General features: G+C 71.3%; 27 protein-coding genes and 7 tRNA genes. 12 read left to right on the top strand and 22 right to left on the bottom strand.

Going from position 1 to position 25,701, the window contains the following annotated elements; translation table 11 throughout:
* Positions 1–197 precede the first annotated feature (197 nt).
* The 4 genes from AS97_RS36965 to pgsA all read right to left on the bottom strand — a co-directional run bounded on the left by AS97_RS36965 (position 198) and on the right by pgsA (position 3,676).
* Positions 198–755 (bottom strand): hypothetical protein, encoded by a 558-nt coding sequence (locus tag AS97_RS36965; protein ID WP_059146809.1) that lies wholly within the window; start codon positions 753–755, stop codon positions 198–200.
* Between the two features lie 163 nt (positions 756–918).
* Entirely contained in the window at positions 919–2,079 is a 1,161-nt protein-coding gene (locus tag AS97_RS36960; RefSeq protein ID WP_059146810.1) for a glycosyltransferase family 4 protein, read from the bottom strand.
* Positions 2,076–3,011, bottom strand: coding sequence for a phosphatidylinositol mannoside acyltransferase (locus AS97_RS36955; protein WP_059146811.1), 936 nt, complete (start codon positions 3,009–3,011; stop codon positions 2,076–2,078). The genes AS97_RS36960 and AS97_RS36955 overlap by 4 nt, the downstream gene beginning before the upstream one ends.
* Entirely contained in the window at positions 3,008–3,676 is a 669-nt protein-coding gene (gene pgsA, locus AS97_RS36950) for a phosphatidylinositol phosphate synthase (protein ID WP_210566419.1), read from the bottom strand. Before pgsA ends, AS97_RS36955 begins: the two co-directional genes overlap by 4 nt.
* Positions 3,677–3,882: 206 nt before the next feature.
* Here pgsA and AS97_RS36945 point away from each other — a divergent pair, with 206 nt between their 5' ends.
* Together AS97_RS36945 and AS97_RS36940 are read left to right on the top strand one after the other, a co-directional pair.
* Entirely contained in the window at positions 3,883–6,090 is a 2,208-nt protein-coding gene (locus tag AS97_RS36945; protein ID WP_210566418.1) for an elongation factor G-like protein EF-G2, read from the top strand.
* 233 nt (positions 6,091–6,323) lie between these two features.
* Positions 6,324–7,982, top strand: coding sequence for a hypothetical protein (locus AS97_RS36940; protein WP_210566417.1), 1,659 nt, complete (start codon positions 6,324–6,326; stop codon positions 7,980–7,982).
* Positions 7,983–8,055: 73 nt separating this feature from the next.
* On the opposite strand, the gene AS97_RS36935 is transcribed toward AS97_RS36940, so the two are convergent.
* From AS97_RS36935 to AS97_RS36920, 4 genes are all read right to left on the bottom strand, one after another.
* Positions 8,056–8,622 (bottom strand): HIT domain-containing protein, encoded by a 567-nt coding sequence (locus tag AS97_RS36935; protein WP_059147945.1) that lies wholly within the window; start codon positions 8,620–8,622, stop codon positions 8,056–8,058.
* Between the two features lie 91 nt (positions 8,623–8,713).
* Entirely contained in the window at positions 8,714–10,693 is a 1,980-nt protein-coding gene (thrS, locus tag AS97_RS36930; RefSeq protein WP_059147946.1) for a threonine--tRNA ligase, read from the bottom strand.
* 132 nt (positions 10,694–10,825) lie between these two features.
* On the bottom strand, positions 10,826–12,028 hold the full coding sequence (locus tag AS97_RS36925; protein ID WP_086706632.1) for a hypothetical protein: 1,203 nt from the start codon (positions 12,026–12,028) through the stop codon (positions 10,826–10,828).
* Positions 12,028–12,606: a DUF4365 domain-containing protein gene (locus tag AS97_RS36920; RefSeq protein ID WP_059147948.1), complete on the bottom strand. Its 579-nt coding sequence runs from the start codon at positions 12,604–12,606 to the stop codon at positions 12,028–12,030. Before AS97_RS36920 ends, AS97_RS36925 begins: the two co-directional genes overlap by 1 nt.
* Before the next feature lie 162 nt (positions 12,607–12,768).
* On the opposite strand from AS97_RS36920, the gene AS97_RS36915 reads away from it, so the two are divergent.
* Positions 12,769–13,494: a 3'-5' exonuclease gene (locus AS97_RS36915; protein ID WP_059147949.1), complete on the top strand. Its 726-nt coding sequence runs from the start codon at positions 12,769–12,771 to the stop codon at positions 13,492–13,494.
* A gap of 27 nt (positions 13,495–13,521) precedes the next feature.
* Here AS97_RS36915 and AS97_RS36910 read toward each other — a convergent pair whose 3' ends face one another.
* The 7 genes from AS97_RS36910 to AS97_RS36880 form a co-directional block, all read right to left on the bottom strand.
* The gene (locus AS97_RS36910; RefSeq protein WP_059147950.1) at positions 13,522–13,893 is read right to left on the bottom strand and encodes a VOC family protein; all 372 of its coding nucleotides are present in this window, start codon (positions 13,891–13,893) and stop codon (positions 13,522–13,524) included.
* 134 nt (positions 13,894–14,027) lie between these two features.
* A tRNA-Val gene (locus tag AS97_RS36905) sits at positions 14,028–14,102 on the bottom strand.
* Between the two features lie 67 nt (positions 14,103–14,169).
* Positions 14,170–14,658, bottom strand: coding sequence for an SRPBCC family protein (locus tag AS97_RS36900; RefSeq protein WP_086706629.1), 489 nt, complete (start codon positions 14,656–14,658; stop codon positions 14,170–14,172).
* Positions 14,659–14,662: 4 nt separating this feature from the next.
* Positions 14,663–14,803 carry a hypothetical protein gene (locus tag AS97_RS36895; RefSeq protein ID WP_247204611.1) on the bottom strand — a complete coding sequence of 47 codons (141 nt, stop codon included), beginning with the start codon at positions 14,801–14,803 and terminating at the stop codon, positions 14,663–14,665.
* Positions 14,770–15,936 carry an extracellular solute-binding protein gene (locus AS97_RS36890; protein WP_247204610.1) on the bottom strand — a complete coding sequence of 389 codons (1,167 nt, stop codon included), beginning with the start codon at positions 15,934–15,936 and terminating at the stop codon, positions 14,770–14,772. The genes AS97_RS36895 and AS97_RS36890 overlap by 34 nt, the downstream gene beginning before the upstream one ends.
* A 272-nt stretch (positions 15,937–16,208) precedes the next feature.
* Positions 16,209–16,280: transfer RNA gene (locus AS97_RS36885), tRNA-Val, on the bottom strand.
* A 66-nt stretch (positions 16,281–16,346) separates the two neighbouring features.
* Positions 16,347–16,802: a TIGR02611 family protein gene (locus AS97_RS36880; protein ID WP_059147952.1), complete on the bottom strand. Its 456-nt coding sequence runs from the start codon at positions 16,800–16,802 to the stop codon at positions 16,347–16,349.
* A gap of 190 nt (positions 16,803–16,992) precedes the next feature.
* On the opposite strand from AS97_RS36880, the gene AS97_RS36875 reads away from it, so the two are divergent.
* Entirely contained in the window at positions 16,993–17,406 is a 414-nt protein-coding gene (locus AS97_RS36875; RefSeq protein WP_003959770.1) for an SsgA family sporulation/cell division regulator, read from the top strand.
* Between the two features lie 313 nt (positions 17,407–17,719).
* Positions 17,720–18,289 (top strand): CGNR zinc finger domain-containing protein, encoded by a 570-nt coding sequence (locus AS97_RS36870; protein WP_059147953.1) that lies wholly within the window; start codon positions 17,720–17,722, stop codon positions 18,287–18,289.
* Between the two features lie 56 nt (positions 18,290–18,345).
* Here AS97_RS36870 and AS97_RS36865 read toward each other — a convergent pair whose 3' ends face one another.
* A complete protein-coding gene (locus AS97_RS36865) occupies positions 18,346–18,519 on the bottom strand; it encodes a hypothetical protein (RefSeq protein WP_165455915.1) in 174 nt (57 codons plus the stop codon).
* A gap of 68 nt (positions 18,520–18,587) precedes the next feature.
* The gene (locus AS97_RS36860; protein ID WP_059147954.1) at positions 18,588–19,046 is read right to left on the bottom strand and encodes a hypothetical protein; all 459 of its coding nucleotides are present in this window, start codon (positions 19,044–19,046) and stop codon (positions 18,588–18,590) included.
* Between the two features lie 132 nt (positions 19,047–19,178).
* On the opposite strand from AS97_RS36860, the gene AS97_RS36855 reads away from it, so the two are divergent.
* The gene (locus AS97_RS36855; RefSeq protein WP_059147955.1) at positions 19,179–19,694 is read left to right on the top strand and encodes a DsbA family protein; all 516 of its coding nucleotides are present in this window, start codon (positions 19,179–19,181) and stop codon (positions 19,692–19,694) included.
* Between the two features lie 53 nt (positions 19,695–19,747).
* Here the strand turns inward: AS97_RS36855 and AS97_RS36850 are convergent, their stop codons facing one another.
* From AS97_RS36850 to AS97_RS36840, 3 genes are all read right to left on the bottom strand, one after another.
* Entirely contained in the window at positions 19,748–20,593 is an 846-nt protein-coding gene (locus AS97_RS36850) for a GNAT family N-acetyltransferase (protein WP_210566416.1), read from the bottom strand.
* 69 nt (positions 20,594–20,662) lie between these two features.
* Positions 20,663–21,490: an aminodeoxychorismate lyase gene (locus tag AS97_RS36845; RefSeq protein WP_210566415.1), complete on the bottom strand. Its 828-nt coding sequence runs from the start codon at positions 21,488–21,490 to the stop codon at positions 20,663–20,665.
* A complete protein-coding gene (locus tag AS97_RS36840; protein ID WP_059147958.1) occupies positions 21,487–22,542 on the bottom strand; it encodes a chorismate-binding protein in 1,056 nt (351 codons plus the stop codon). Before AS97_RS36840 ends, AS97_RS36845 begins: the two co-directional genes overlap by 4 nt.
* Positions 22,543–22,702: 160 nt before the next feature.
* On the opposite strand from AS97_RS36840, the gene AS97_RS36835 reads away from it, so the two are divergent.
* The 5 genes from AS97_RS36835 to AS97_RS36815 all read left to right on the top strand — a co-directional run bounded on the left by AS97_RS36835 (position 22,703) and on the right by AS97_RS36815 (position 23,125).
* A tRNA-Gly gene (locus AS97_RS36835) sits at positions 22,703–22,775 on the top strand.
* A 28-nt stretch (positions 22,776–22,803) separates the two neighbouring features.
* Positions 22,804–22,874, top strand: a tRNA-Cys gene (locus AS97_RS36830).
* Position 22,875: 1 nt separating this feature from the next.
* Positions 22,876–22,947 (top strand) — tRNA-Val (locus tag AS97_RS36825).
* Between the two features lie 23 nt (positions 22,948–22,970).
* A tRNA-Val gene (locus AS97_RS36820) sits at positions 22,971–23,042 on the top strand.
* An 11-nt stretch (positions 23,043–23,053) separates the two neighbouring features.
* A tRNA-Val gene (locus AS97_RS36815) sits at positions 23,054–23,125 on the top strand.
* 71 nt (positions 23,126–23,196) lie between these two features.
* On the opposite strand, the gene AS97_RS36810 is transcribed toward AS97_RS36815, so the two are convergent.
* Positions 23,197–23,481 carry a zf-TFIIB domain-containing protein gene (locus AS97_RS36810; RefSeq protein WP_059147959.1) on the bottom strand — a complete coding sequence of 95 codons (285 nt, stop codon included), beginning with the start codon at positions 23,479–23,481 and terminating at the stop codon, positions 23,197–23,199.
* A gap of 65 nt (positions 23,482–23,546) precedes the next feature.
* A complete protein-coding gene (locus AS97_RS36805) occupies positions 23,547–24,509 on the bottom strand; it encodes a phosphotransferase (RefSeq protein ID WP_349017644.1) in 963 nt (320 codons plus the stop codon).
* A 244-nt stretch (positions 24,510–24,753) separates the two neighbouring features.
* On the opposite strand from AS97_RS36805, the gene AS97_RS36800 reads away from it, so the two are divergent.
* Positions 24,754–25,653 (top strand): cyclase family protein, encoded by a 900-nt coding sequence (locus AS97_RS36800; RefSeq protein WP_210566413.1) that lies wholly within the window; start codon positions 24,754–24,756, stop codon positions 25,651–25,653.
* Positions 25,654–25,701 lie beyond the last annotated feature (48 nt).

Below are 25,701 nucleotides of genomic sequence, written 5' to 3'. Positions count from 1 at the left end.
TTCGATACCGGAACATGACCCGGCCATCTGGTCCAGGTCACGAGCGTGTGTGCTACACGAATGACAAAACCGGCTCGGGGCGGGGCACGGCAAGGGCCAATCGAAGGCCGGTGGCTCGAAACAGCCAGTGAATCCTCAGTGCGCGGGAGGCGTCAGGGCGCGGGCTCTTCCGCCCGGGGCGCACCGCACGGCTTCCCTCAGCGCTCGGCCTCCTCGGCCCCCGGCACCCGCCCGAGCGCCGCCGGAGGCTCGTCGTCCATCTCGAAGGCGAGCGGAAACGGGGCGTGACCCGCCAGCCGGAACCAGCGCACCGTGCGATGGCGGCGCAGCGCCCGCGCCGCGCGTACCGCGTCGTTGTGGAACCGCCGGGCCATCGGCACCCGCCGTACCGTCTCCGTGAGCTCCCCCAGCGCGTCCTCGCCGCCCGACGCCTCCCGTACCGCCTCGGCCTGGACGCTGTCCTGGAAGACGGCCCGCAACGCCTGGCTCAGCTCGCTCTCGGCCACCTCGCGGTGCTCCTCCTCGGACTGCCGGGCGGCGTGCGCGGCCTGGTACAGCACGATCGACGCGGCGGGGTCGAGCACTCCGGCGGTGGCCAGCTCCTGCGCGACGGAGGCACGCCGCAGCAGCTGCGCGTCGAGTGCGGCCCGCGCCGCGTCCAGCCGGCTGTGCAGCCGGTCGAGGCGTCCGGCGGTCCAGCTCAGGTAGACGGCGATGACGACCAGCGCGACCGCGATCCAGATCAAGGTGCTCACGGCCCGCCACGCTACCGCCTGCCGCCCCGGGAGTCCGGGGCTCGCGCCCTCAACGCCGGAGACGCCCGGAACGGCCGTGTACGGCGCCGCACGCCCCTCCCCGGGCCACCCCTGGGGCCCGCTGGGCCACCCCTGGGGCCCGCTGGGCCATCCCCGGGGCCCGCTAGGGCCTGGCGAGCCCCAGACGCGCCCACAGCCGCGTACGGTCGTCCGCGGCCACGGACGCCGCCCCGTCCGTCACCGTCTCGTAGACCGCGAGGATGTCCGCGCCCACCGTCGACCAGTCGAAGCGCCGTACGTGCCGGCTGCCCCGCTCCCGCAGCTCGGTCAGCCGCTTGTCGTCGCCCAGCAGCCGCACCGCGGCCGCCGCCAGGGCGTCGGCGTCCTCGTTGGCGAACAGCTCACCCGCCGCTCCCCCGTCCAGCACCTGGGCGAACGCGTCCAGATCGCTGGCGAGGACCGCGGCGCCCGCCGACATGGCCTCGACGAGGATGATGCCGAAGCTCTCGCCGCCCGTATTGGGCGCGACATAGACATCGACGCTGCGCAGCAGCCGCGCCTTGTCCTCGTCGCTGACCATCCCCAGGAACTCGACGCGCTCCCGCAGCGGCGCCGGCAGAGCGGCCACGGCCTCCTTCTCGTCGCCGCGCCCGGCGATCAGCAGCCGCGCCCCCGGCCGGGCCTCGAAGATCTTCGGCAGGGCGCGCATCAGCACCGGCAGCCCCTTACGGGGCTCATCGATCCGGCCGATGAAGCCGATCGTCTCCCCCCGCCACTCCTCCTTCGGCTCGGCATCGGCGAAGAAGTCCACGTCGACACCGTTGGGGATGACGACCGCGTCACCGCCGAGGTGCTCCACCAGCGTCCGGCGCGCGTACTCGCTCACCGCGATGCGCGCGCTGATCTTCTCCAGCGCCGGCTGCAGGATCGGATACGCCGCGATCATGGCCCGGGAGCGCGGATTGGAGGTGTGGAACGTCGCGACGATCGGCCCCTGGGCCGCCCAGCAGGCCAGCAACCCCAGCGAGGGCGAGGTCGGCTCGTGGATGTGGATGACGTCGAAGCCGCCGTCGTGCAGCCAGCGGCGCACCCGCGCGGCCGACAGGAAGCCGAAGTTCAGCCGGGCCACCGAGCCGTTGTACGGCACCGGCACGGCGCGCCCGGCCGAGACCACGTACGGCGGCAGCGGCGTCTCGTCGTCCGCCGGGGCCAGCACGGAGACCTGGTGGCCGCGCCGGATCAGATGGTCGGCCAGATCGCGGATGTGGAACTGGACGCCGCCTGGGACATCCCAGGAGTACGGGCAGACGATCCCGATCCTCAAGGCTTCTCCATTCCGGAACTTCCGGGACTTCCAGGACTTCCGGGACCGTGATCCAGATCCGCGAGCCACAAGCGCTGCAGCATGTGCCAGTCCTCCGGGTGCTCGGCGATCCCCGAGGCGAAGGCGTCGGCCATCTCCTGGGTCATGACGGCGGTCCGCTCCGCGCGGTTCCCGTCCCCGGGCACCTCGACCGGCGGATGCACCCGCCCGCGCATCACCGGCGACTCGTCGTACCAGAGGGTCACCGGCAGCAGCAGGGCACCGGTCTGCAGGGCGAGCGCGGCGGGCCCGGCCGGCATCTTCGCCCGCTCGCCGAAGAACGACACCTCCACGCCCGAGGCCGACAGATCGCGATCGGCGACCAGGCACACCAGACCGCCCGAGCGCAGCCGCCGCGACAGCGTCCCGAAGGCGCTCCCGCCCTGGTGCGGCAGCACCTCCATGCCCAGCCCCTCGCGGTAGGCCACGAACCGGTCGTACAGCGACTCCGGCTTCAGCCGCTCCGCGACCGTGGTGAAGGGCACCCCCAGATGTGTCGTCACCCAGGCCCCGGCGAGGTCGTAGTTGCCCATATGGGGCAGCGCCAGGACCACGCCCCGGCCCTCGGCGAGACCGTCCACCAGATAGTGCAGGTCCTTGACGTCGAAGCCGCCCTGTATGCGCTCGGGGCTCCAGGCCGGAAGCCGGAAGGACTCCATCCAGTAGCGCAGATACGAGCGCATGCCCGTCCGCGACAGCTCGGCCAGCCGCCGCGGCGGGGCGTCCGGGACCACCCGCGCCAGATTGGCCTCCAGCCGCAGCACGCCCTTACCGCGCCGCTTCCACGTCTCGTCGGCGATGCGCTGCCCGAGGCGCACGGCGACCGGCTCCGGGAGCTTCTTGACCGCGCTCCAGCCGAGCCCGTACAGCGCGTCGGTCAGCCTGTCCTTCACCGCGTCTCGCCCCCCTGGGGCACCGCCTGCTCCTCGGCGTCCGCCTCGGCGGCCTCCCGGCGCACGGTCACCACCCGCTGGACGAGGGTCACCGCGCTGCCGACGGCCACGATCCACAGCGCGATCGGGAGCAGGATGTCGATATGCGGCACGCCGAACTTGTGCAGACCCGAGAAGCCGCAGGCCACCAGGGAGATCACCAGCCGCTCGGCGCGCTCCACCAGCCCGTTGACGTTCACCGGCAGCCCGATGCTCTCACCGCGCGCCTTGGTGTACGAGACCACCTGGCCGCTGGCGAGGCAGAAGATCGTCACCGCACACAGCACATTGTCGTTCCCGCTGCCCGCGTACCACAACGCCAGACCGCCGAAGATCGCGCCGTCGGCCACCCGGTCCAGCGTGGAGTCGAGGAACACGCCCCAGCGGCTGGAGCGCCCCAGCTGCCGCGCCATATTGCCGTCGACCAGGTCGGAGAAGACGAACAGCGTGATGACGACCGTTCCCCAGAAGAACTCCCCCTGGGGGTAGAAGACCAGTGCGCCCGCGCACACGCCGGCGGTGCCGGTAAGGGTCACCGCGTCGGGGCTGATCCCGAGACGGATGAGCAGGGCGGCGAACGGTGTGAGAACACGCGTGAAGAATGCACGCGCGTACTTGTTCAGCATGGCCTTCCCGGGGGGTCGATACGGGCCGGGTGGTCAAGAGGCCACCGGCGCGCCCATCGTAGCCACGCCCCGGAGGGGCGCCGTGCACCTGTCGGACAGCTCCATGGCCCCACGCGCGCCACGGCCGCGTGTGTGACGTATGGACGCACCGTTACAGCGGTGGAAAGCTCGAAGTATCGCAAGGTGTCGACCGGGAGGCGAGACACATGGGCGACAAGACGAGTACACACCCAGGGGCCGCCGGAAGGGCAGCGGCGGCCGACCGGCCCAGCTCCCTGCGGAATGTGGTTCTGGTCGGCCACAGTGGGACGGGAAAGACGACGCTGGTGGAGGCTCTCGCACTGGCGACGGGCGCGGTCAACCGGGCGGGCAGAGTCGAGAACGGCGGCTGCCTCTCCGACTACGACGAAATCGAGCACCGGCAGCAACGTTCGATTCAGCTGTCCCTGGTCCCCGTCGAATGGGGCGGGATGAAGATCAATCTCCTGGACACCCCGGGCTACGCCGATTTCGTCGGGGAACTCAGGGCCGGTCTGCGAGCGGCGGACGCGGCCCTTTTCGTTGTCTCGGCCGCGCAGGACGCCCTGGGCATCACCGGGGCCACCCGCATGATCTGGGACGAGTGCGCCGCGGTCGGAATGCCGCGCGCCATCGTGATCACCCACCTGGAAGCGGCGCGCGCCAGCTTCGAGGAGATGACCGAGCTGTGCCGGGAGAGCTTCGGCGGCGACGACCCCGACGCCGTCCTGCCGCTCTACCTGCCGCTGCGGGGCGTACCGGGGCCCGACGGGCACGCCCCGGTGACCGGGCTCATCGGTCTGCTCACCCAGCGGGTCTTCGACTACTCCTCGGGGGTGCGCACCGAATCGCCGCCCCGGGAGGACCAGCTGCCGCTGGTCGAGGAGGCCCGCGGCCGGCTCATCGAGGGGATCATCGCCGAGAGCGAGGACGAGACCCTCATGGACCGCTATCTCGGCGGTGCGGAGATCGACGTCAAGACGCTGATCGAGGACTTGGAGAAGGCCGTCGCACGCGGCAGCTTCCACCCCGTACTGGCGGCGGCGCCCGCCGCGGAGGGGTCCAAGCAGGGCCTGGGCACCGTCGAACTGCTGGACCTGGTGACCGGCGGCTTCCCCTGCCCACTGGAGCGCGAGACGCCCGCCGTCACCACCCCGCAGGGCGCCGCACGCCCGCCGCTGAGCTGCGATCCGGAAGGGCCGCTGGCCGCCGAGGTGGTCAAGACCTCCTCCGATCCGTATGTCGGCCGGATCTCCCTGGTGCGGGTCTTCTCCGGCACGCTCCGCCCCGACGAGACCGTCCATGTCTCCGGCCACGGTATGGAGGACCGCGGCCATGAGGACCACGACGTGGACGAGCGGGTGGGCGCCCTGTCCGCGCCCTTCGGCAAGCAGCAGCGCACCCTCGCCCAGGCCATCGCGGGCGATCTGGCGTGCGTGGCCAAGCTGACCCGCGCCGAGACCGGGGACACGCTCTCGGCCAAGGACGAGCCGCTCCTCATGGAGCCCTGGCAGATGCCCGATCCGCTGCTGCCCGTGGCCATCCGGGCGCACAGCAAACCGGACGAGGACAAGCTGTCGCTGGGTCTGTCGCGGCTGGTCGCCGAGGACCCGACGATGCGCCTGGAGCAGAACCCGGACACCCACCAGGTGGTGCTGTGGTGCCTGGGCGAGGCGCATATGGACGTCGCGCTGGAACGGCTGCGCAGCCGGTACGGAGTCCAGGTGGACGCGGTGCCGTACAAGGTCTCGCTGCGCGAGACCTTCGCGGGGAAGTCGGCCGGGCGCGGCCGCCATGTCAAACAGTCCGGAGGCCATGGGCAGTACGCGATCTGCGAGATCGAGGTGGAGCCGCTGCCGGAGGGCTCGGGCATCGAATTCGTGGACAAGGTCGTCGGCGGCGCGGTGCCCCGGCAGTTCATCCCGTCCGTCGAGAAGGGCGTGCGCGGCCAGGCGGCGCGCGGCGTCGCGGCCGGCTACCCCCTGGTCGACGTGCGCGTCACGCTGCTCGACGGCAAGGCGCATTCGGTGGACTCCTCCGACGCCGCCTTCCAGACGGCGGGAGCGCTCGCGCTGCGCGAGGCGGCCGCCGACGCCCGGATCGACCTGCTGGAACCGGTGGTGGAGCTGGGCGTACTGGTCTCGGACGACTATGTCGGCGCCGTCATGAGCGATCTGTCCGGCCGGCGCGGCCGGGTCGTCGGCACCGAACAGTCGGGCGGCGGACAGACTCTGATCAAGGCGGATGTGCCGGAGATCGAGATTGGCCGGTACGCGGTCGATCTGCGCTCGCTGTCGCACGGCACGGGACGGTTCAACCGCTGCTACGCCCGGCATGAGGCGATGCCCCATCAGCTGGCCGAGCGGATGCGCGAACAGGTCGCCGCCGAGGCGTAGTTCGCGGCCCGCCCGTGGCGTATCCCACGCTCGGTCCAGGGCGTATTTCACGGCCCGCCCGCCCCCACCGCACCAGGGCGGCGGGCCTTCGCCATCCGCCGTCCAGCGGCGGGTCCGCGGGGGGCCCGCGACACCAGGGTTTTCCACAGGCCGCACACGCACTGGCGACAGGCGGCGCACACCCCGGATACGCTGAGGTCGCAGCGCAAGAGCGTGCCGTATTGGGGGCGTTGGTGACGGACGGATTCGACTTCAGTCCCGGGGCGCAGGTTCCCCTCTCGGGAGCGGCGGGACAGACGGCAGCGACCCAGGCACTCGCCTCGGCCGCCTACCGCGACGACCCCGTGGCAAAGTTGCTCGACGCCAACTCGGAGTGGACGGTCTCCGAGGTCAAGGCGCCGAGAATGTCGCTCTTCGAGCCGAATCTGGGCGAGGCGTTCGCGCGCGCCGTCCAGACGAGAATGCTCGGCGGCGGCCGGGGCCAGGTGGTGCAGTCCTTCGGCATAGAGCCGCAGACGGTCGTCGAGCACTGTCTGGCCGCCAACCGCATCCGCAAGAACCGCGACGCCCGGCTCACCGCCGTCATGGTGATCTTCGGGCTGCTGTTCCTGCCCGGGACGCTGCTCTGGCTCGGCGTCTTCCAGCTGCGCCGCTCGGTCGCCGGAGCGCAGGACAAGCGGATGGGGGCACTCGGCACGGCGCTGCTGCTGGCGCTCGGCGTGATGGTCGTCATCTTCCTGATCAAGCTGCCCTTCGGCGGCTTCTGGGGGATATATCTGCGCGGCGTCGTGGTCGCCCCCGTGATCGGCTGGTACATCGCCAAGCAGATCTGCGAGCGCACCGCCAAGGAGCTCCGGGACTCCTGGGGCGGGCTGGTCTCGGGCGGCGGCGTCGGCGTCGGCGCCAAGGTGCCCGAGACGGTGCCCAACCACCCGGGCCAGACCGCCGCCGAGGAGTTGCGCAAGGCACTCCACAAGCTCACCGCCGAGCAGCACAGCAATGTGGTCTTCTACGCCGGCCCCAAGGGCATATTGGGCATGGGCACCCGCTGGGGCAGCTGGCAGCTGGCCGAGGACCTGGTCTCGGCCGACCCCGACAAGGAGATCGACCCCTTCCGCAGCTGGGACGTCATACGCGCGATCCATGACCAGCTCCGCATGCTGGAGCGCACCCCGCTGCACACCGGCGGCTTCCCCACGCCCTCCGTGCGCCACTGGGTGGTCTCACCGATCGGCGAGGGAGCCAAGTCGATCGAGCGCGGCGGCACCTCCGAGGAGGAGGGCTTCCAGATAAAGGGCGTCGAGCTGCAGCGGATCTGCGACAAGCAGCAGTTCGGCTCCGGAGACCGGCACTATCTGGGTGTGCAGTTCGTGCTCTGGGACGGCCAGTTGGTGATCACCCTGATGATCACGGTGACCCTGCTGCACAAGACGCTGCGGATCGAGGTCACCGGGCATGCGCTGGGCCCGATCCATCCGCTGTTCCACAACAAGCCGTCGGCCCCCAGCAAGACGGTCGCCAAGACCTTCCGCTTCTGGGAGACCAAGTCCATCCCGCTGCCGCTGGTGAACGCGAAGGAGGTCGTGCGGCTGACCGCGCGCGCCCCCTTCACCTGGTATCCGCCGATACTGGACCACCTCGGGGGCAAGCTGGTCCTGCCCGAGCCGTTCGGTCTGCGGCACGCCTGGGCGGACAAGCCCTGGCGGCACCGCTTCATGGCGGACGACGCGCTGCGCACCGCCACACCGGTGCTGCGGGTGGTCCATGAGGCGGCCCTCGGGGTGCTCAAGCACCACGGCGTGGACACCGAGCGCTTCGGCAACCGCTCGCTGGCGCTCAGCGGCCAGATCCAGGAGGCGGCCCCGAAGAAGGCCGACCTGTACGACGCGTAAGCCGCCGTACGCACCGCATGAGGAAGGCCCCGGCCGCATGGCCGGGGCCTTCCTCATGCGGCATGCGGCTTGGCTATGCCTGGGCCTTCGGCCAGGCGTCGGCCAGCAACTGGCGGGTGTCGGCGAGGAGTTGCGGCAGCACCTTGGTCCGGCCGATGACGGGCATGAAGTTGGTGTCCCCGCCCCAGCGCGGCACCACATGCTGATGCAGATGCGCCGCGATCCCGGCTCCGGCGACGGTGCCCTGGTTCATGCCGATGTTGAAACCGTGCGCACCCGAGGCGGTACGGAGCGCGGTCATGGCGGCCTTGGTGTATTCCGCCAGCTCGATCGTCTCCTCGGCGGTGAGCTCGGTGTAGTCGGCGATATGCCGGAACGGGACGACCATGAGATGGCCGCCGGTGTACGGGTACAAATTGAGCACCGCGTACACGGAGGCGCCTCGAGCGATGATCAAGCCATCCTCGTCCGACTTCTCCGGAATGGAGCAGAACGGACAGCCATCGCCCGCGCCCGGGCCGGTCGGCTTGTTCTCCCCCTGGATGTAGGCCATCCGATGGGGCGTCCACAGGCGCTGGAACGCGTCAGGCGTCCCCACTCCGATCTGCTGTTCCGGCTCACTCGTCATGCGGGCCAGCATATTCGCCCGGCCGCGGGGAGGAAGAGCCGAGGGGCGGCCCTGGTCAGGGCCGCCCCTCGGAATCCCGGCCTCCGTGGGAGACCGTGGTGGATCAGACCTGGATCCGGCGCTCCACGGCGTCGGCGATCTCGGCCAGCGCCTCGTCGATCGGGATGCCGTTCTTCTGCGAACCGTCGCGGTAGCGGAAGCTCACGGCGTTGCCGGCCACGTCCTCGTCACCGACGATCACCATGAACGGGATCTTGGACTTCTGGGCGTTGCGGATCTTCTTCTGCATCCGGTCCGAGGACGAGTCGACCTCCATCCGCAGGCCCTTCGCCTTGGCCTGCGCGGCGAACTCCTCCAGGTACGGGACATGGGTGTCGCCGATCGGGATGCCGACCGCCTGGACCGGGGCGAGCCACACCGGGAAGGCGCCCGCGTAGTGCTCCAGCAGGACCGCGAAGAAGCGCTCGATCGAGCCGAAGAGCGCCCGGTGGATCATGACGGGCTGCTGACGCGAGCCGTCGGCCGCGGTGTACTCCAGCTCGAACCGCTCCGGCTGGTTGAAGTCGACCTGGATGGTCGACATCTGCCAGGTACGGCCGATCGCGTCCCGGGCCTGGACCGAGATCTTGGGGCCGTAGAAGGCGGCGCCGCCCGGGTCCATGACCAGCTCCAGGCCCTGCTTCTCGGCCGCCTTGCGCAGCTCCTCGGTGGCCTCTTCCCACTGCTCCGGCCCACCGATGAACTTGTCGGAGTCGTCCCGGGTGGACAGCTCCAGGTAGAAGTCGCTCAGACCGTAGTCGCGCAGCAGGTTCAGCACGAAGGTGAGCAGATTGTCCAGCTCATCGGCCATCTGCTCCTTGGTGCAGTAGATGTGCGAGTCGTCCTGGGTGAAGCCCCGGGCCCGGGTCAGGCCGTGGACGACGCCGGACTTCTCGTACCGGTAGACCGTGCCGAACTCGAACAGCCGCAGCGGCAACTCGCGATACGACCGCCCGCGCGCCCTGAAGATCAGGTTGTGCATCGGGCAGTTCATGGCCTTGAGGTAGTAGTCCTGGCCCTCGAACTCCATGGGCGGGAACATGCCGTCCATGTAGTGCGGCAGATGGCCGGAGGTCTCGAAGAGCTTGGCCTTGGTGATGTGCGGGGTGTTGACGAACTCGTACCCCGACTCCTCGTGCCGCTTCCGCGAGTACTCCTCCATCTCCTTGCGGATCACCCCGCCCTTGGGGTGGAACACCGCGAGGCCCGAGCCCAGCTCGTCGGGGAAGGAGAACAGGTCCAGCTCGGCGCCCAGCTTGCGGTGGTCGCGCTTCTCGGCCTCGGCGAGGAAGTCCAGGTACGCCTTCAGCTCGTCCTTGGTCGGCCAGGCGGTGCCGTAGATCCGCTGGAGCTGGGGATTCTTCTCACTGCCCCGCCAGTACGCGGCGGCGCTGCGCATCAGCTTGAAGGCCGGGATGTTCCGTGTGGTCGGCAGGTGCGGACCGCGGCACAGGTCCTTCCAGCACAGCTCGCCGGACTTGGCGTCGAGGTTGTCGTAGATGGTCAGCTCGCCCGCGCCCACTTCGGCCGACGCGCCCTCGGCGGCGTCCGCGGCCGATCCCTTGAGCCCGATCAGCTCCAGCTTGTACGGCTCGGCGGACAGCTCCTCGCGCGCCTCGTCGTCGGTGACCACGCGGCGGGAGAACCGCTGCCCCCTCTTCTGGATCTCCTGCATCTTCTTCTCGATGCGCTTGAGATCGTCCGGGTGGAACGGGGTCTCGACGTCGAAGTCGTAGTAGAAGCCGTCCTTGATCGGCGGGCCGATGCCCAGCTTCGCCTCGGGGAACAGCTCCTGCACCGCCTGGGCCATGACATGCGCGGTGGAGTGGCGCAGGATGTCCAGGCCGTCCTTGCTGGTGATCTCCACGGGCTCGATCTCGTCGCCCTCGGCCGGCCGGTACGCCAAGTCCTTGAGCTGTCCGCCCACGCGCACGGCGACGACCGAGCGGTCGCCGGAGAAGAGGTCCGCCGTCGTAGTGCCCGTGGCCACCACGCGTTCTTCCCGCTCGGAATCGCGTTGGATGATCACACGGACGTCTGACACCGGTCTCTCCTGACTGATGGATGGCTCACCGCGGCGAATGCGGCGCAGCGTGAATCGTACCGAGCCCACGGGTGGGACCGCGAAACGGTTGGGCACGCCGCCGCCGGGCGCCGTCACGCGCCGGGGCGGCGGTCAGGGGCCGCCGCCGCATGCCTCCTCGAAGAAGTCCAGGTTCTCCTGGAGCGATTTGACCAGCCGGTCCCGCTCGGCCTCGTCCACCTGGACCGGGGTGACGCCGGTGGCCCCGCTGAGCCGCCGGAAGCCGCCGCGGCTCTCCAGCCGCCCCCGCACCCGGATCGGCAGCCCCACCAGATGGGCGTGGCCGGCGATCCGGTAGTCCTCCTCCTCCAGGGTGATCCGCACCTGTGGGACATCCGCCCCGGAGAGCACCCGCAGCCGCACCGTCCCCGGACCGCCGGGGCCGGTACGGCGCAGCCGCACCACCGCACCGGTGAGGCATACGGGCACGGACGGCTCGTCCCGGACATAGCGGGCGCCCGCCTCCCGCAGTCCCGGCAGATCGCCGGGCGAGAAGTCCACCGGATCGGGCCGGGCCGCGAACCCCGGCGGCGGACCGGCGGCTGGTGACCACTCCAGCGCCACCCGCGCCCCCTCCGTGCCCTGGACCAGCGCGACCACCGCCTCGGTCAGCTCCCGGCAGGCCCCCGCCGCGACCGCCGCGTCGTACACCTCCATGCCGCCGGTCGTCCGGTGGTAGTCGGCGGCGTCACGGAGGGCGTACAGCGCGCGCAGCAGGGTGACCGCGGTGGCGCGGCCGTCCTCCTCGACGGGCACGAAGACGGTCAGCTCACGGCCGCCGGACTCCGCGCCCGGGGGCCCGGTCAGCACCCGCTCCAGGGACGCCTCGGCGGCGCGGCGGTGCCGGGCGCCGTAGTAGCCCGCCCGGCCGCGGGCGGCGAGCGCCGCGGCCAGCAGGGTGTCGCGGGCGGCGGCGCGCAGCCGCTCCTGCGCGGTCCAGGCGGAGGTGCCGCCGGGGGATTCGGGCACCTCGCGCCGCCAGCGGATCTCATCGCTGGGCACGGCGAGGCCGGTGAGCACCTCGCGGGCGGAGGGGGCGGCGCTGCGGCTGAGCGCCATCAGCGCCTCGCCGAGCAGATCGCCGCTGTCGGGGAAGTCCCGGCTCTCGGGCACCAGCAGGCTGGTGGCGCCCGCGGCCCGGCCCGGCGGCGTCCAGCGGGCGTAGCGCCCCGGGGTGCCGCCGCGGCGGCGCCAGCCGTGCCGGGCGAGCAGGGCGCCGAGGACGGCCGGATCGGTCTCGTCGGGGTGCGGGACCGCCGGGGGTGCCGGGTCGTCCTGGGGCCACGGTCGGTCCATCACGGTCTCCCTCCCGCCCCGACCCGGGTCATGATCTCGCAGAGCGCGCGGTCGTCGAAGACCCGCGAGGTCGGGATCCGCACGGTGGTCCGGCGGCGGCCCGTGATCGGGTGGCCGGCCAGATTGATCCAGTAGCAGCAGTGGCGCAGGGACAGTCGGTCATGCCCGGCGCGCAGCCAGTCCTCCTGGCTGCGCGGCACGATCATCACCACGAGGATCTTGTGCACGGAGACCGGGCTGCGGGCCAGCTTGATCAGGTGGTCGTTGTCGAGGGTGAAGGCGAAGGTCGGGGCCGGGGGGTCCGGTGCGATCTGGTACGTGGCCTTGAGCTGCACCTTGATGGTGACCTCGTCGTCCACGGCGTGGCCGGGGGCGCTGTGGCTGACATGCCAGTCGATGCCGTGGTCGGGAAAGGGCTGGGCCAGTGAGCAGCCCGCGGCGGCGGCGACCGCGTGCAGATACCCCACTTGAAGGGTCTCCATGCAGGCGGTGGTGGCGATCTGGCCACGCACGGGGGCTGTTCCGCTCAGGGCAAGGCCGCTCACCGTCGGGGCCGGGTCGGGTTTCGCGAGCGTCATGTCCGTGACGCCTCCCGGTCGTCGCCGGCATACGTACATCTGTGTTGTCTCCGCGTCAGGACCTCGGCAAACAGCGGCGGTTCGAGGTGCCCGCTCCGGGTATCACCTGGTCGGGGCGGGATGCAGGAGTCATCGACGGGAAAAGCACGAGGAGTTGGGGCCATGCCGTCCTGGTTCGAGGGGCCGCTTGCCGCCTTTGACACGGAGACCACGGGTGTCGATGTCGAGCATGACCGGATCGTGTCGGCGGCGCTGGTGGTACAGCGCGGGACCGGAAGTCTGCCGGAGATCCGGCGCTGGCTGGTGAGTCCGGGGGTGCCGGTGCCGCCGGCCGCCACCGAGATACACGGTCTGACCGATGCCCATCTGCAGCGTCACGGCAGATGGCCGGCGCCGGTGATGGACGAGATGGCGCGGGCGATAGCCGAGCAGACCGCGCGGGGCACCCCGCTGGTGGTGATGAACGCGCCGTTCGATCTGACCCTGCTGGACCGGGAGTTGAAGCGGCATCGCAACTCCAGCCTGGCGGGCTATCTTTCGCTGCGCTCGATGAGCGTGCTGGATCCGCGGGTGCTGGACAAGCATCTGGACCGCTATCGCAAGGGCCGCCGCACCCTGCTCGATCTGTGTGCGCACTACGGAGTGGAGCTGACCGGCGCGCATGACGCGGCGGCGGACGCGGCGGCCTCCCTGCATGTGGTGCGGGCGGTGGGCCGCCGGTTCGCCTCGCGTCTGGAGACGCTCACACCCGCCGAGCTGCACGCCCGCCAGACGATCTGGTACGCGGCGCAGGCCCGGGGGCTGCAGGCGTGGTTCGCGCTCAACGGCTCGGACGAGGTCTGCGATCCGGCCTGGCCGCTGCGTCCCGACCTCGCGGCCGCGGCCTGACACTCGGGGGCGGCGGCGCGAGGAGGCTCAGGTGCGGCGGAGCGAGAAGGGATGACCCGCCGGGTCGGAGTAGATCCGGGTGTCGCGCAGGCCGCCGTTGTTCTTGGTGTCCAGCGGGCGGGCGCCCAGGTCGATGACCTGGCGCTCCGCGGCGTCGATGTCCTCCACCAGCAGGTCCAGATGGGCCTGCTGGGAGTCGTCCGGCCGCGGCCAGCTCGGCGGGGCGAAGCCGTGGTCCCGCAGGAACGCCATCCGCGACCCGCCGGGTGCGACGATCTCGATCCGGTCGGGGGCGGTCATCGGCTGGATCTCGGCGCCGAGCACCCGGGCGTAGAAGTCGGCGAGTTCTTCGGGTTCGGCACAGTCCAGGGTCAGGACGGCTGCGCTGGCTACGGCCATGAGTTCCCCTCCATATCGTCACCCACGGAAGTTTTATCCGGATACCCAGCTCTTGGCCGGACAAGCACACGGACCGGCCTACCGGCGGACAGACCTGAGGCCGGGCCGCCTGCTGGCGGCCCGGCCTCATGGAGTGGTGGGCGATACTGGGTTCGAACCAGTGACCTCTTCGGTGTGAACGAAGCGCTCTCCCACTGAGCTAATCGCCCGGGTTGTCCTCATCGGGGTCTCCCCCGGCGGAACGACCTGAACAATACAGGTCGCGGCGGGTCTGGTTCAAACCGTATGTCCGCCGGAGGGCGGGGAGGCCGGACCGGCGGCCCGCGCGGCCAGATGCGCCCGCAGCCCCCGCCGTCCGGAGCGCATCATCAGGGCGTGGTTGGCCCGGAAGACGGGACGGCCGGGGAGCGCGAGGCGGCGCAGCAGCGGCTTGCGGGCCACCACCTCCTGTTCGAAGAGGGCGCGGGTGCCGGTCCCGTGGGGCGACACCGTCCAGCGCGCCCATCCCTCCAGATCGCCCGAGAAGCCGATCTCCAGCACGCCGTCCGCCGGGTCCTGGCGTGCCTCACTGACGATCACCCGCAGGTCGTACGGGACCAGGGAGCGGAAGCGGGCGGCGCCGCTGCGCTCGTCGATCCGCCGGACCTCACGGACCTGGGGCCACCACCGCGGATAGTCATCGCCGTTCGCCAGCGCCGCGAAGACGGCGGCGGGGGCGGCGTCGAGGTCCCATCGGCTGCGGAAGCGGTAACGGCACCAGTCCATGCCCTCAAGTGTCGTCGGAACCGTGACCGCGTGGCCAGCCCGGCAGCTTGTCGCCGACGAGCGCGAGGTTCTGGATCGCGGCGAGGCCGTACTGGGCGGTGGTGTTGGTGCTCACCCAGGCCGCCTCGACGCCGGGCCCCAACACCTGCGGACCTTCGAGCTCGACCTCTTCCAGCTGGTGGTGGCGTCGGGGCAGCCGTCGCCCATGGCGCCGGGAGCGGGCGGCACCCGGGTCAGACGTGGGCCCGGCGCTCCACCGCGACCGCACAGCCCGCGAGGGCGCCCGCCGCCGGGGCGATCAGCGGCAGCATCTGCCAGCAGGGAGTCGCCCGGTCCGCCGGTGTTGTCGGCACCGGCCGGATGCGGGGTGATCGGCTCCAGCTCGGCGCTCACGCTCTTCTCATACGCGGCGATCTTGGCGTCGACGCCCTGCGGCCTGTAGGCGTCGTACTGGGAGTTGGTGGCCGGGATGCCGCGGTTGTAGCCCATGACCTCGCCCACCTCGGGGTCATGGGTCATGAAGTCGATGAACTGGGCGACTTCCTTGGGGTGCTGGGCGCGGGCGGAGCCGCTGAGCATCAGCGAGGAGAGGTACTGACCGGTCCGCTTGCCGTCCGTGGTCGGGATCGGCCCCAGGTCGAGGGTGGTCTTGGTCTCGGCGGCGAAGCGGACCAGGAAGTTGTCCCAGGTGAACTCGGAGGCCGACAGATCGGCGCTGATCGACGCCTTGGGCTTGGCCTGCTCGGACTTCTTGCCCGGCACCAGCTCGTCGGTCTTGGCGTGCCGCTGCCACCGGCCCCACCACTCGGTGAGGTCGTCCTCGGTGAAGCCGAGCTTGCTGTCCTTGGTGAAGAACGCCTTGCCGTTCTGCCGCAGATACAGGTCGTAGAGATACATCACAATGGCGTTGTCGCTGGCGCCGCAGAGCGTGCCGTCGCTCTTGCGCACCTTCTTGGCGGCCGCGAAGAAGTCGTTCCAGGTCCATCCGTCCTCGACGGTCACCCCGGCTTTCTTGAACACGTCCGGGTTGTAGAAGAGGGCGAAGGTATTGGCGCCGACCGGCACTCCCAGGAGCTTGCCGTCGATATCCCCGGCCTTCTCCAGCCCGTTACGAAAACCCTTCAGGCTGAGATTTCCGGCCTTGGCCTGACCATTCAGATCCAGCAGCAGGTTCTTGTCGCCGTATTTGCGCAGGAAGGCGTAGGAGTTCTGGAAGACGTCCGGGGCGTTTCCGCCCGCGGCTCGCCCCTGCCGCCCATCGCCGAGCACCCATGACACGCCCCTCCCCGGGCAGGCCGTCCGACTGCCCTCGTTGGTTGAAACGTTTTAGGCAAGCGCTTGCCGGGACAAGTCAAGGACCAGCGACGCGTACGTCAACGGTTCGGACAGGGATCGATCAGGATTGAGGCGAAGCGCTTCGACAAGCCCGCCGGGGACGGCACCGACGCCCCCCGTCGCCGGACACCTTCGGACAGCCGCCGGACGGCTTCGGACATGCGAGAACGCCGAGGGCCCGGAAGGCAGATGCCTTCCGGGCCCTCGGTCCGGGGTGGGCGATACTGGGTTCGAACCAGTGACCTCTTCGGTGTGAACGAAGCGCTCTCCCACTGAGCTAATCGCCCTGGCGCACGGCCAACATTAGCGCATGCCGGACCGTGCTCATGACCAGTCCTACGACCCCGGACCGGTCACTGCTCGATCTTCCACGGCATCACGATGCCGAACTTCCACACGTAGACCGTCACCGCCGCGGCGCAGATCACCACCGCGATCGTGGTCAGTATGAGATTGCGCCGGCGCACCCTCGGATCCAGGGCGCGGTGCGCCGCCTCGGTGACCTTGCGCTTGGTCCACGCCAGCACCAGCTGGGCCCAGACGAACTCGGTCGCCCAGATCGCCATTCCGGCGAAGATCACCAGCCATCCCGGACCGGGCAGGGGCAGCAGGACAACGCCCAGACCCACGACCCCGAGGCCGACGATGAAGACGCCGACCTGCCAGCTCAGGTGGAGCGGGCGCGACCGCTTGATGAACTGCGGCGCCCGGGAACCCCATACCGGCTCCCGCTTCGGCGCATCGCCCCCCGTCGCGGCCTGGGGCGCCGTTTCGGCAGCCCCCCGCCGCCCGTCACTCTCCGCATTCATGTGACCCAACCTACCTGATCATTTGAAGTCACCGGAACGGCGGTAGTACTCATGTCGGAGCTGGGCCGCAAGAGCTACCGGAAGCGCCGCAAAACGGTCAGAGGGGTTTACAACGGCACCGTAGGTGGCATGTCGATTTCGCCGACGTGCGAATCCCCGAGCGCACACTGAGCGAAAGGCCCTGGCGCTTATGAACACCACGGTCAGCTGCGAGCTGCACCTGCGCCTCGTTGTGTCGAGCGAATCCTCACTGCCTGTACCCGCGGGCCTGCGGTATGACACGGCCGACCCTTACGCCGTGCACGCCACCTTCCACACCGGAGCCGAAGAGACGGTCGAATGGGTGTTTGCCCGCGATCTTCTCGCCGAGGGCCTGCACCGGCCCACCGGCACCGGCGACGTCCGTGTGTGGCCGTCCCGCAGCCACGGCCAGGGAGTCGTCTGCATCGCCCTGAGCTCCCCGGAGGGGGAGGCACTGCTCGAAGCCCCGGCGCGGGCCCTGGAGTCGTTCCTGAAGCGAACCGACGCGGCGGTGCCACCCGGTACCGAACACCGCCATTTCGACCTCGACACAGAGCTCTCCCACATCCTGGCGGAGAGCTGAGACCCGGCGAGAGCTGAGCGCTCGGCCGTCCGACTCGGGGAGACGGCGCAAGCCTGGGCGCGATCTACGCGACATGCGCAACCTTTCAGTACCGACCATCCCGACCACGGCAACCCGACAACGGCAGAGGCAGGCGACGGTGCCGTCGCCGCGGCACCCCCCGCGGCGACGGCACCGCCGCGTGTCGGCGCGGCCCCGTCGCGTGCCCGCCCGGGACCGTCCGGTGACCGCCCGGCGCCCGGCAGGGCTAGAGTCGGGCAGATCGAGGGCAGCCCAGGGGCAGCCGCCGACCCAGCCGGCCAGGGAGCCAATCGTGCTGATCAACCACGACACCCGGTGCGCGCTCGACGCGGTCGTCGATCTGGTGAACACCGCGCCCGAGGGTGCGGACCAGGATGACCTCGCCGATGTCGCCGCCCTGCGCCGGTTCGTCGAGCGCAATGACATCAGCGACATCGGCACGCTCGGGGAGCGCGACCTCACCGCCGTCCGGGCCGTACGGGACCGGTTCGCCGAGGTCTTCTCGGCGGCCGGGAACGAGGCCGCCACCCGCCGCTCCGCCGAGCTGCTCAACGCGATGATCGCCGCGGCCGGCACCACGCCCCGGCTCACCGACCACGACGGCTTCGACTGGCATGTGCACTACTTCGCGCCCGGGGCGTCGCTGGCCGACCACCTCGCCGCCGACTGCGGCATGGCGCTGGCGTTCCTCGTGGTGGCGGGCGAGCGGGAGCGGCTGCGCCGCTGTGAGGCCCCGGACTGCCGCCACGCCTTCGTGGACCTGTCCCGCAACCGCTCCCGGCGCTACTGCGACAGCCGCACCTGCGGCAACCGGCTGCATGTCGCCGCGTACCGCGCCCGGCGCCGCGAGGCCGCGAGCTGACCGCCCGCGCCCGGCGGTCGGCGGCCGGGCGGAGGGGGAACGAGCGGGGCGCCGCCTCACCACCGGTGGAGGTCGTGAACGGCGGTCACGAAGAGCAGGGTGCCGATGAACGCCAGGAATAGCATCAGCGGCGGCTGCGAGAGGGCGAAGAGACAGCCACGGGTCTCGTCGCTCGGCGGAACAGGGGGTCCTTCGATGGGGGATTGCTCCCCGGGCGGTGATTGCAACATCTCGCGAAGATCATGACCCAGCCCTCACCCCGCCTGCGACCGGTGATCGTTTTTTGACCGGTCGGTTGTCAGATCCCGTGCTTTTTGAGTATGGCCTCGATGTCGGAGAAGTCATCTGTGCCAGAGCTCGTTCCGCCCTTGGCCTTCGGCCTCCCCGCCGCCTTCGCTCCTGCGGCTGCTCGGCCGGGCCCCAGCGCGGGCTCCGAGGCGCCCGCGGACACCCCGGCCCGTTCGGCCGCGGCCGCCGCCTTGCGCTCCTTACGGGTGCCGCCGGAGCGGCGCTCGACCGCCCGGCTGATCATGAACAGCACCCAGGAGAGGCCGAGCACCCCGAAGCCCAGCCAGACGGTCGGCTTGAAGACCAGGTCGGCCACCCAGTCGAGGATGCCGGTCATCGCCAGGCCCAGCGGGACCAGGGCGTAGGCGGCGATCCGGGTCGCGGCCAGGAACCGCTTGCGGTAGGCGGTCACCCCGGCGATGCCCAGACCGGCCGCGGACAGCGCGGCACAGATGGTGTCGGTCAGCATCGTTCCTCCCGCGACTGGCGTTCCGGTATGTCCATCGTGCACCCCGTAAGGCTGCCGGGGCCATGGCCCCGGCCCGGGATCAGGGACATCTCCGGGTACGGAGCGCGGACCAGGGGCTGGAAGACTGGCCCCATGAGCCACACCGACCCCTCCCCTCGCCCCGTGCTCGACGTCTGGTGCGAGCTGCAGTGCCCCGACTGCCGTACCGCCCTGGGCGATCTGCGCGCGCTGCGCGACCGCTTCCAGGACGCCCTGGACATCCGGCTGCGCCACTTCCCGCTGGAGCGCCACCGGCACGCCCACGCGGCGGCCCAGGCGGCCGAGGAGGCCATCGCGCAGGGGCGCGGCTGGCCATATGTCGAAGCCGTCCTGGAGCGCACCGAGGAGCTCGGCACCCGCGGTGAGCCGCTGCTGGTGGAGGTGGCCCGGGAACTGGGGCTGGACGCCGAGGAGATGGACACCGCGCTGGTCGACGGCCGGCACATCCTGATCGTGGACGCGGACCAGGCCGAGGGCAAGGCGATCGGGGTCACCGGCACCCCCACGTATGTGATCGGCGGCGAGCGGCTCGACGGCGGCAAGAGCCAGGAAGGGCTGCGGGAGCGCGTCGAGGAGATCGCCGCCCGCCTCATCTCCGAGCGGCCGTAAGGCCCCTGGCAGGGCCCCGGCAGGCCCTTGGAGCAGGCCCTCGGAACCGGCCCTCAGAGCAGCGGCTTGTAGAGCTGGTACTCGGTCGGCTCGTAGCCCAGCGACTCGTACAGCCGCAGCGCCGGGGTGTTGCCGCCGAAGACATGCAGGCCCAGGCTGCGCGCCCCGTGCTCCAGGCTCGCGCGCTCGGCGGCCAGCATCAGGGTGCGGCCGTGTCCGCGGCCACGGTGCTCCTCGGCGACCTCGACGGCGAAGACGTACGCCTCCCCGCTCTCGGCCGTATCGGGCTCCCCCTCGCGCAGCGTGACCCAGAGGGTGCCCACGTCCGTACCGCCGTGGGCGAGGACCCGCAACAGGGCCCCGGGGGTGTCCGGGCCCTGCGGCAGCAGCGTGGCGTAGTCGGTGTCCGCCTTGGTCTCGGCCTGCTGCCGGGTGACTCCGCGCTCCAGCAGGTCGGCGATGTATCCGGCCCGCTCGCGGGCGCGCCACGCCGGGTATTCGGCCTCCGTCATGGGGCGTATCGCGCTGTCCCCGGGCAGTGCGGGCGGCTCCGTGAGCCGCTTGAGCATATTGCGGCCGCGCTCGCGGTAGCCGAGCGCGGCCGCGAGCGCGAGGGCGGTCGTGGCCGGTGCGGGGACCCTCACCACCAGCTGGGTGCAGCCCCAGCCGCGCAGCACCTCCTCGGCGGCGAGCGCGGCGACCGTGCCGCGGCCCCGGTGCCGCTCGCCCTCGTCGATGTGGAGCCGCTCGATGCGCCCGGCCGCCGGGCCCAGGCGGGCGTCGGTGGTGAGCTGGACGGAGCCGACGGGGCGGCTGTTGACGCACACCTCGTACGAGCGGGCACGCCCGCCGCCTTCGGTGGGCTGTTCGGGCGCGATGGGCCGCAGAGTGGTGGTCACGAGGGTGTTCTACCGGTCCGCCGGGCCGACGTCACCCGTTTTCGGCGCGGATCCGCCGCGACGAGCCGGTCAGGGGTCGATGTCCGCGGCGGCCCGCTCGGTGAAGATCCGCAGGGCCTCGGCGGTGACCGGCCCGGGGGCGCCGCGCAGGGTGCGGGTGTCCACCCGGTGCACGCCCTGTACGTCGCGGGTCGTGGAGGTCAGGAAGACCTCCTCGGCCCGGCTCAGCGCCCCCAGCGGCAGTTCGGTCTCCTTGGCGCCCACCCACTCCAGCACCAGGGCGCGGGTGATCCCGGCGAGGCAGCCGGAGGAGAGCGGCGGGGTGTGCAGCTCGCCGTCGAGGACCACGAAGACGTTGGTGCCGGTGCCCTCGCAGAGCGCCCCGACCGTATTGCCGAAGAGGGCCTCGGAGGCGTCGTGCTCACGGGCGCGGGCCAGCGCGACCACGTTCTCGCCGTACGAGGTGGTCTTCAGGCCGGTGAGCGCCCCGCGCTCGTTGCGCGCCCACGGGACGGTGATCACGGCGGTGGCGTCGGGTCGGCGGGACGCCTCGGCCAGCGCGACCACCAGGGTGGGCCCGGCCGTGCCCCGGTCGGAGCCGAGCGGCGAGAGCCCGCCGGTGTAGGTGATCCTGAGCCGCCCGAACGGCACGGGGTGGGCCTTGAGCACCTCCTCGCAGCCCCGCCGCACCTCGTCCAGGTCCGGCTCGGGAAGCCCCAGGCCCTCGGCGGAGCGGGCCAGCCGCCGCAGATGGCGGGTGAGGGCGAAGGGCCGTCCATCGGTGGCCTTGACGGTCTCGAAGACACCGTCGCCGACCGTGAGCCCATGGTCGAAGACGGACACCCTGGCGCTGTCCGCGTCGCGGAGGGATCCATCGAGCCAGATGGCCGGTTTCATCGTGTCGCCCTTCCCGTCGGCTGCTGTACGCCCGACGCTACCGCGAGCAGCCGGGCGGCCTTGAGTTCCGTTTCGTCCCATTCGCGCTCCGGATCGGAGCCCCAGGTGATGCCCGCCCCGGTGCCGAACCGCAGCACGGCCCCGGCCGGGCCGCGGTCGATCCAGAAGGTGCGTATCCCGACCGCCAGCTCACCGGTGCCGCGGTCGGCGTCGACCCAGCCGATGCCGCCGCAGTACGGGCCGCGGGGCGCGGTCTCCAGCGCCTCGATGACGCGCAGCGCGCTGGACTTGGGCGCGCCGGTGACCGATCCGGGCGGGAAGGTGGCCGCGAGCAGTTCCGGCCAGCCGGTGCCGGGGGCGAGTTCGCCCCGCACCGTGGAGACGAGGTGGACCAGTCCCGGATGCGGTTCGACCGCGCAGAGGGCCGGGACGGTCACCGAGCCGGTGGCGCAGACCCGGCCCAGGTCGTTGCGGACCAGGTCCACGATCATCACGTTCTCGGCGTGGTCCTTCTCCAGCAGGTCTTCGGGGCCGCGGCCGGTGCCCTTGATGGGGCCGGACTCCACGATGTGTCCGGTGCGTCGCAGGAACAGTTCGGGCGAGGCCGTGGCGACCTCCACCCCATGGGCGGGCAGCCTTACGGTGCCCGCGTACGGGGCGGGGTTGCCCAGGGCCAGCAGCGCGGTCAGCGCGTCCACATCGGCCGCGGCCGGATCGGGCAGCGGCGCGGTCAGCACCCGGCAGAGATTGGCCTGGTAGACCTCGCCGGCCGCGATGCGCCGCCGGATGCCGCGCACCCCGGCGGTGTAGGCGGCCCGGTCCAGGGACGAGGTCCAGTCCCCGGCCGCGGGGCCGTACCAGCCACCGGGCGCGGGGGGCGGCACGGGCTCGGTCCGTACGTCCCCGAAGCGTGCGCAGACCAGACGGCCCTCGAAGTCCGCGACAACGGCCCAGAAACCCTGGGTGTCCAGGGCCGACGGGTCGCTGGTCACATCGCGTAGCTCGGTGGCGAGCAGGCCGCCGAAGCGGGCGAGCGGGGGCAGATCGTGCACGGTCGCGAGTCTATGGTGCCCAGGTCAGGGCGGCCTCGGGAGGGCGTGTGGCACCCGAGCAGGGCAGCACGCTGCGGAAACGGAATTTGAGCTGGCCGGGGAATCCGCTAGAGTTCAACACGTCGCCGGGACGCGGAAGCGCCCCGGACATACGACACCTGCGGACGTGGCTCAGTTGGTAGAGCATCACCTTGCCAAGGTGAGGGTCGCGAGTTCGAATCTCGTCGTCCGCTCGGAGTGGGGGTTTCGACCTCCACGGTTGGTGGAGTGGCCGAGAGGCGAGGCAACGGCCTGCAAAGCCGTCTACACGGGTTCAAATCCCGTCTCCACCTCGGACGATTAGCTCAGCGGGAGAGCGCTTCCCTGACACGGAAGAGGTCACTGGTTCAATCCCAGTATCGTCCACTCGGATCCTCGCGGATCCACCTGCGCGATTAGCTCAGCGGGAGAGCGCTTCCCTGACACGGAAGAGGTCACTGGTTCAATCCCAGTATCGCGCACGCAGTCCCGCGGACGATTAGCTCAGCGGGAGAGCGCTTCCCTGACACGGAAGAGGTCACTGGTTCAATCCCAGTATCGTCCACACTGATCGGCGGAGGGCCGGAGCGAAGAGCTCCGGCCCTCTGACGTTTCTCGGCTCTCAATCCTCAGTTCTCAGGACGAGAAGAGCATGTGCCCGAAGCCCCGCTTGTGGTGGCCGTGGTGACCACCGTGGTGCCCGTGCTGCGGCGCGCCCCACGCGGGCGCGGGCGCGGCCGGGTATCCCTGCGGGCCGGGCGCGGCGGGCGGCACCTGCTGGGTCCACTGCGTCTCAAGGCGGGTCAGCGCCTCCAGCTCCCCGTAGTCCAGGAAGATCCCCCGGCAGCCGCTGCACTGCTCTATCTGCACGCCATTGCGGTTATACGTGTGCATCGGCGCATGGCACTTGGGACACTGCATGGTCCGCTCAACTCCTCATGCTTCGGACAACAACGCGCCGGAACATGCCTCCGACCGCGTGGACTTCACCCTACGGCCTCCATGTACCGGGCGATGCGGACAGCCGCCTCCACCATCGCCTCCTCGGCCTCGTCCAACGCCCTTCCGGCGGCCGCCGCTTTGGCCAGCGCGAGCGCGGCGGTCTGCACGGTGAGTGCGCGGGCGGGCACGTCCAGCCGCGGCCAGGGGTCGCCCTGCCCCGCGGCGGGACCGCCCGCCGCCCGGTACGCCCCCAGAAACCGGTCCCAGTCCTCGGGGGCGAGCAGCCCGGCCGCGTACCAGGCGGCGGGACGCGCGAGGTCCCAGGCCGGGTCGCCGAGGCCGAGGTCGTCGATGTCGATGAGCCGCCAGTCGGTGGCACGGCGGCGGATGAGCTGACCGAGGTGGAGATCGCCGTGGCAGAGCCTGTCGGCCTCTTGCCGGTCCGCGCGATCCCGGTGATCGGTGCGGCCCCTGTGGTCCCGGCGGTCCGTGCGGTCCCGGCGGTCCGCGCGGTCCCGGCGGTCTGTTCGGTCCAGGTCCACACGGTCCGTACGGTCCACGCCCCGCGCCCAGTCCGGCAGACCGGCCCAGGCGTGCGACACGGCCCGGATGGCCACGCTGTCGGGGAGTGCCGCCGCGCGCAGCCGGGCGATGGCGCGGGCCGCCTTGACCGGGCCGCGCATCGCCGGGAGGGGGCCGGGCAGTTCGGCGACCGGCACGGCGTGCAGCCGGGCCAGCAGCTTCCCCGCCTCGACCCACGGGGCGGCGTCCGGCGCGTCGGGCGCCACGGGTTCGCCGTACGGCCAGAGGGTGACCCGCCGGCCGTCGGGCAGCGCGGTCATGCCGTCGTCGACCGGCGGCAGGAGTATCCCCGCGCACCGGGGGTGGGCCGCGATCCCGAGCCGGACGGCCAGCTCGGCCGGATCCGTGCCGGGCGGGTGCGCCTTGGCGACGACCTGGCCGCACCGCACGACGGTGGCGTCGGGCCGGTCGGCCAGGACGGTCACCTCGGCGGTGGCGTCACGCCTGCCCCGGCGAAGGGCGGCGACGAGCTGCGCCGCGGTTTGGCTCACGGCTCCCCCATGTCATCGGCTGCCCCGGGATCGTAGCCCCTGACGGGCGGGGCACCGGTGCTCCGCCCCTCCTGATGTCGGGCGCTCACCCGAGTGCGGGCCGTGGACGCATGCGACGCCACGCTCCATGGTTACAGAGTTTGGATTCTGTAACCTCAACCCGATACGGTTCGGCGCCATGGACACATCGCATACGGGAACGAGCAACTCAGAGGATGTGCCGAGCAATTGGGGCCGGTGGGGTGAGGACGACCAGCTCGGCACGCTCAACCTCATCACCGGCGAGGCCCGGGCCAGGGGCGCCGCGGAGGCCCGAACGGGGCGGACGGTGTCCCTCGCGGTTCCGGTCCAGCCGGCGCCGGTCATCAGCGGCCCCTTCGCGCCGTCCGCCCAAGACGCCTCGCCCGTACAGCAGATGATGGTGTACGTCGGCTCCCCCGCACCGGCGATGGCGGACGTGATGCTGGTGACCAATCACCACCCGCGCTCGACGCACCTCGACGCGCTGGGGCACGCGATCCGCGACGGGCGGGTCTATCCGGGGCGGCCCGTGGACGAGGCCGTGACACCGGCCGGCGCCCGGCACGGCTCCACGACGGCGTTCGCCGCCGGGCTCGCCACCCGGGGGATCCTGCTCGACCTGGCGGCCGACGGCCCGTTGCCCAGTGGCCACGCGGTCACCGCGCGGGACCTCGAGGCGGCCGAGGAACGTCAGCGCGTGCGGCTGGAGTCCGGGGACGCCCTGGTGGTGCGCTGCGGATGGCCCATGACGCCCGACCCCGAGCGGCCGATGCCGGGGATGAGCCTGGACGCCGTGCGCTGGATGCACCGGCGCGGCGTGTCGCTCTACGCGGGCGACATCGGCGACGCGCACCCGGACCTGGACCCCGCCTGCCCCTTGCCGCTGCACAGGGTCGCTCTGCCGATGATGGGCCTGCCGCTGATCGACGCCGCCGAGGTGGACGAGCTCGCCGCCGTCTGCGCGGAGCTGGGCCGCTATGCTTTTCTGCTCACGGTGGCGCCGCCACGTATCCACGGGCTGACCGGGGTGCCCGTCAACCCGCTCGCGGTCTTCTGACGGGCCCGTAGGAGGAACTGGCAGTGAGGGAGCAGCCGGTGCCCGCCG

The organism is Streptomyces sp. AgN23 (assembly GCF_001598115.1).
In the GTDB taxonomy this organism is placed as follows: domain Bacteria; phylum Actinomycetota; class Actinomycetes; order Streptomycetales; family Streptomycetaceae; genus Streptomyces; species Streptomyces antimycoticus.
Note: the sequence above shows the minus strand (reverse complement) of the source record. Positions and strands in the feature narration are given on the sequence as shown.

Coding starts and splice junctions, on each gene's coding strand:
- AS97_RS36800 (WP_210566413.1), top strand. CDS start 24,754: ATGGACACATCGCATACGGGAACGAGCAACTCAGAGGATGTGCCGAGC.
- AS97_RS36865 (WP_165455915.1), bottom strand. CDS start 18,519: ATGTTGCAATCACCGCCCGGGGAGCAATCCCCCATCGAAGGACCCCCT.
- AS97_RS36810 (WP_059147959.1), bottom strand. CDS start 23,481: ATGCAGTGTCCCAAGTGCCATGCGCCGATGCACACGTATAACCGCAAT.
- AS97_RS36875 (WP_003959770.1), top strand. CDS start 16,993: ATGAACACCACGGTCAGCTGCGAGCTGCACCTGCGCCTCGTTGTGTCG.
- AS97_RS36925 (WP_086706632.1), bottom strand. CDS start 12,028: ATGGACCGACCGTGGCCCCAGGACGACCCGGCACCCCCGGCGGTCCCG.
- AS97_RS36920 (WP_059147948.1), bottom strand. CDS start 12,606: ATGACGCTCGCGAAACCCGACCCGGCCCCGACGGTGAGCGGCCTTGCC.
- AS97_RS36910 (WP_059147950.1), bottom strand. CDS start 13,893: ATGGCCGTAGCCAGCGCAGCCGTCCTGACCCTGGACTGTGCCGAACCC.
- AS97_RS36915 (WP_059147949.1), top strand. CDS start 12,769: ATGCCGTCCTGGTTCGAGGGGCCGCTTGCCGCCTTTGACACGGAGACC.
- AS97_RS36860 (WP_059147954.1), bottom strand. CDS start 19,046: ATGCTGACCGACACCATCTGTGCCGCGCTGTCCGCGGCCGGTCTGGGC.
- AS97_RS36945 (WP_210566418.1), top strand. CDS start 3,883: ATGGGCGACAAGACGAGTACACACCCAGGGGCCGCCGGAAGGGCAGCG.
- AS97_RS36880 (WP_059147952.1), bottom strand. CDS start 16,802: ATGAATGCGGAGAGTGACGGGCGGCGGGGGGCTGCCGAAACGGCGCCC.
- AS97_RS36900 (WP_086706629.1), bottom strand. CDS start 14,658: ATGGACTGGTGCCGTTACCGCTTCCGCAGCCGATGGGACCTCGACGCC.
- AS97_RS36855 (WP_059147955.1), top strand. CDS start 19,179: ATGAGCCACACCGACCCCTCCCCTCGCCCCGTGCTCGACGTCTGGTGC.
- AS97_RS36845 (WP_210566415.1), bottom strand. CDS start 21,490: ATGAAACCGGCCATCTGGCTCGATGGATCCCTCCGCGACGCGGACAGC.
- pgsA (WP_210566419.1), bottom strand. CDS start 3,676: ATGCTGAACAAGTACGCGCGTGCATTCTTCACGCGTGTTCTCACACCG.
- AS97_RS36935 (WP_059147945.1), bottom strand. CDS start 8,622: ATGCTGGCCCGCATGACGAGTGAGCCGGAACAGCAGATCGGAGTGGGG.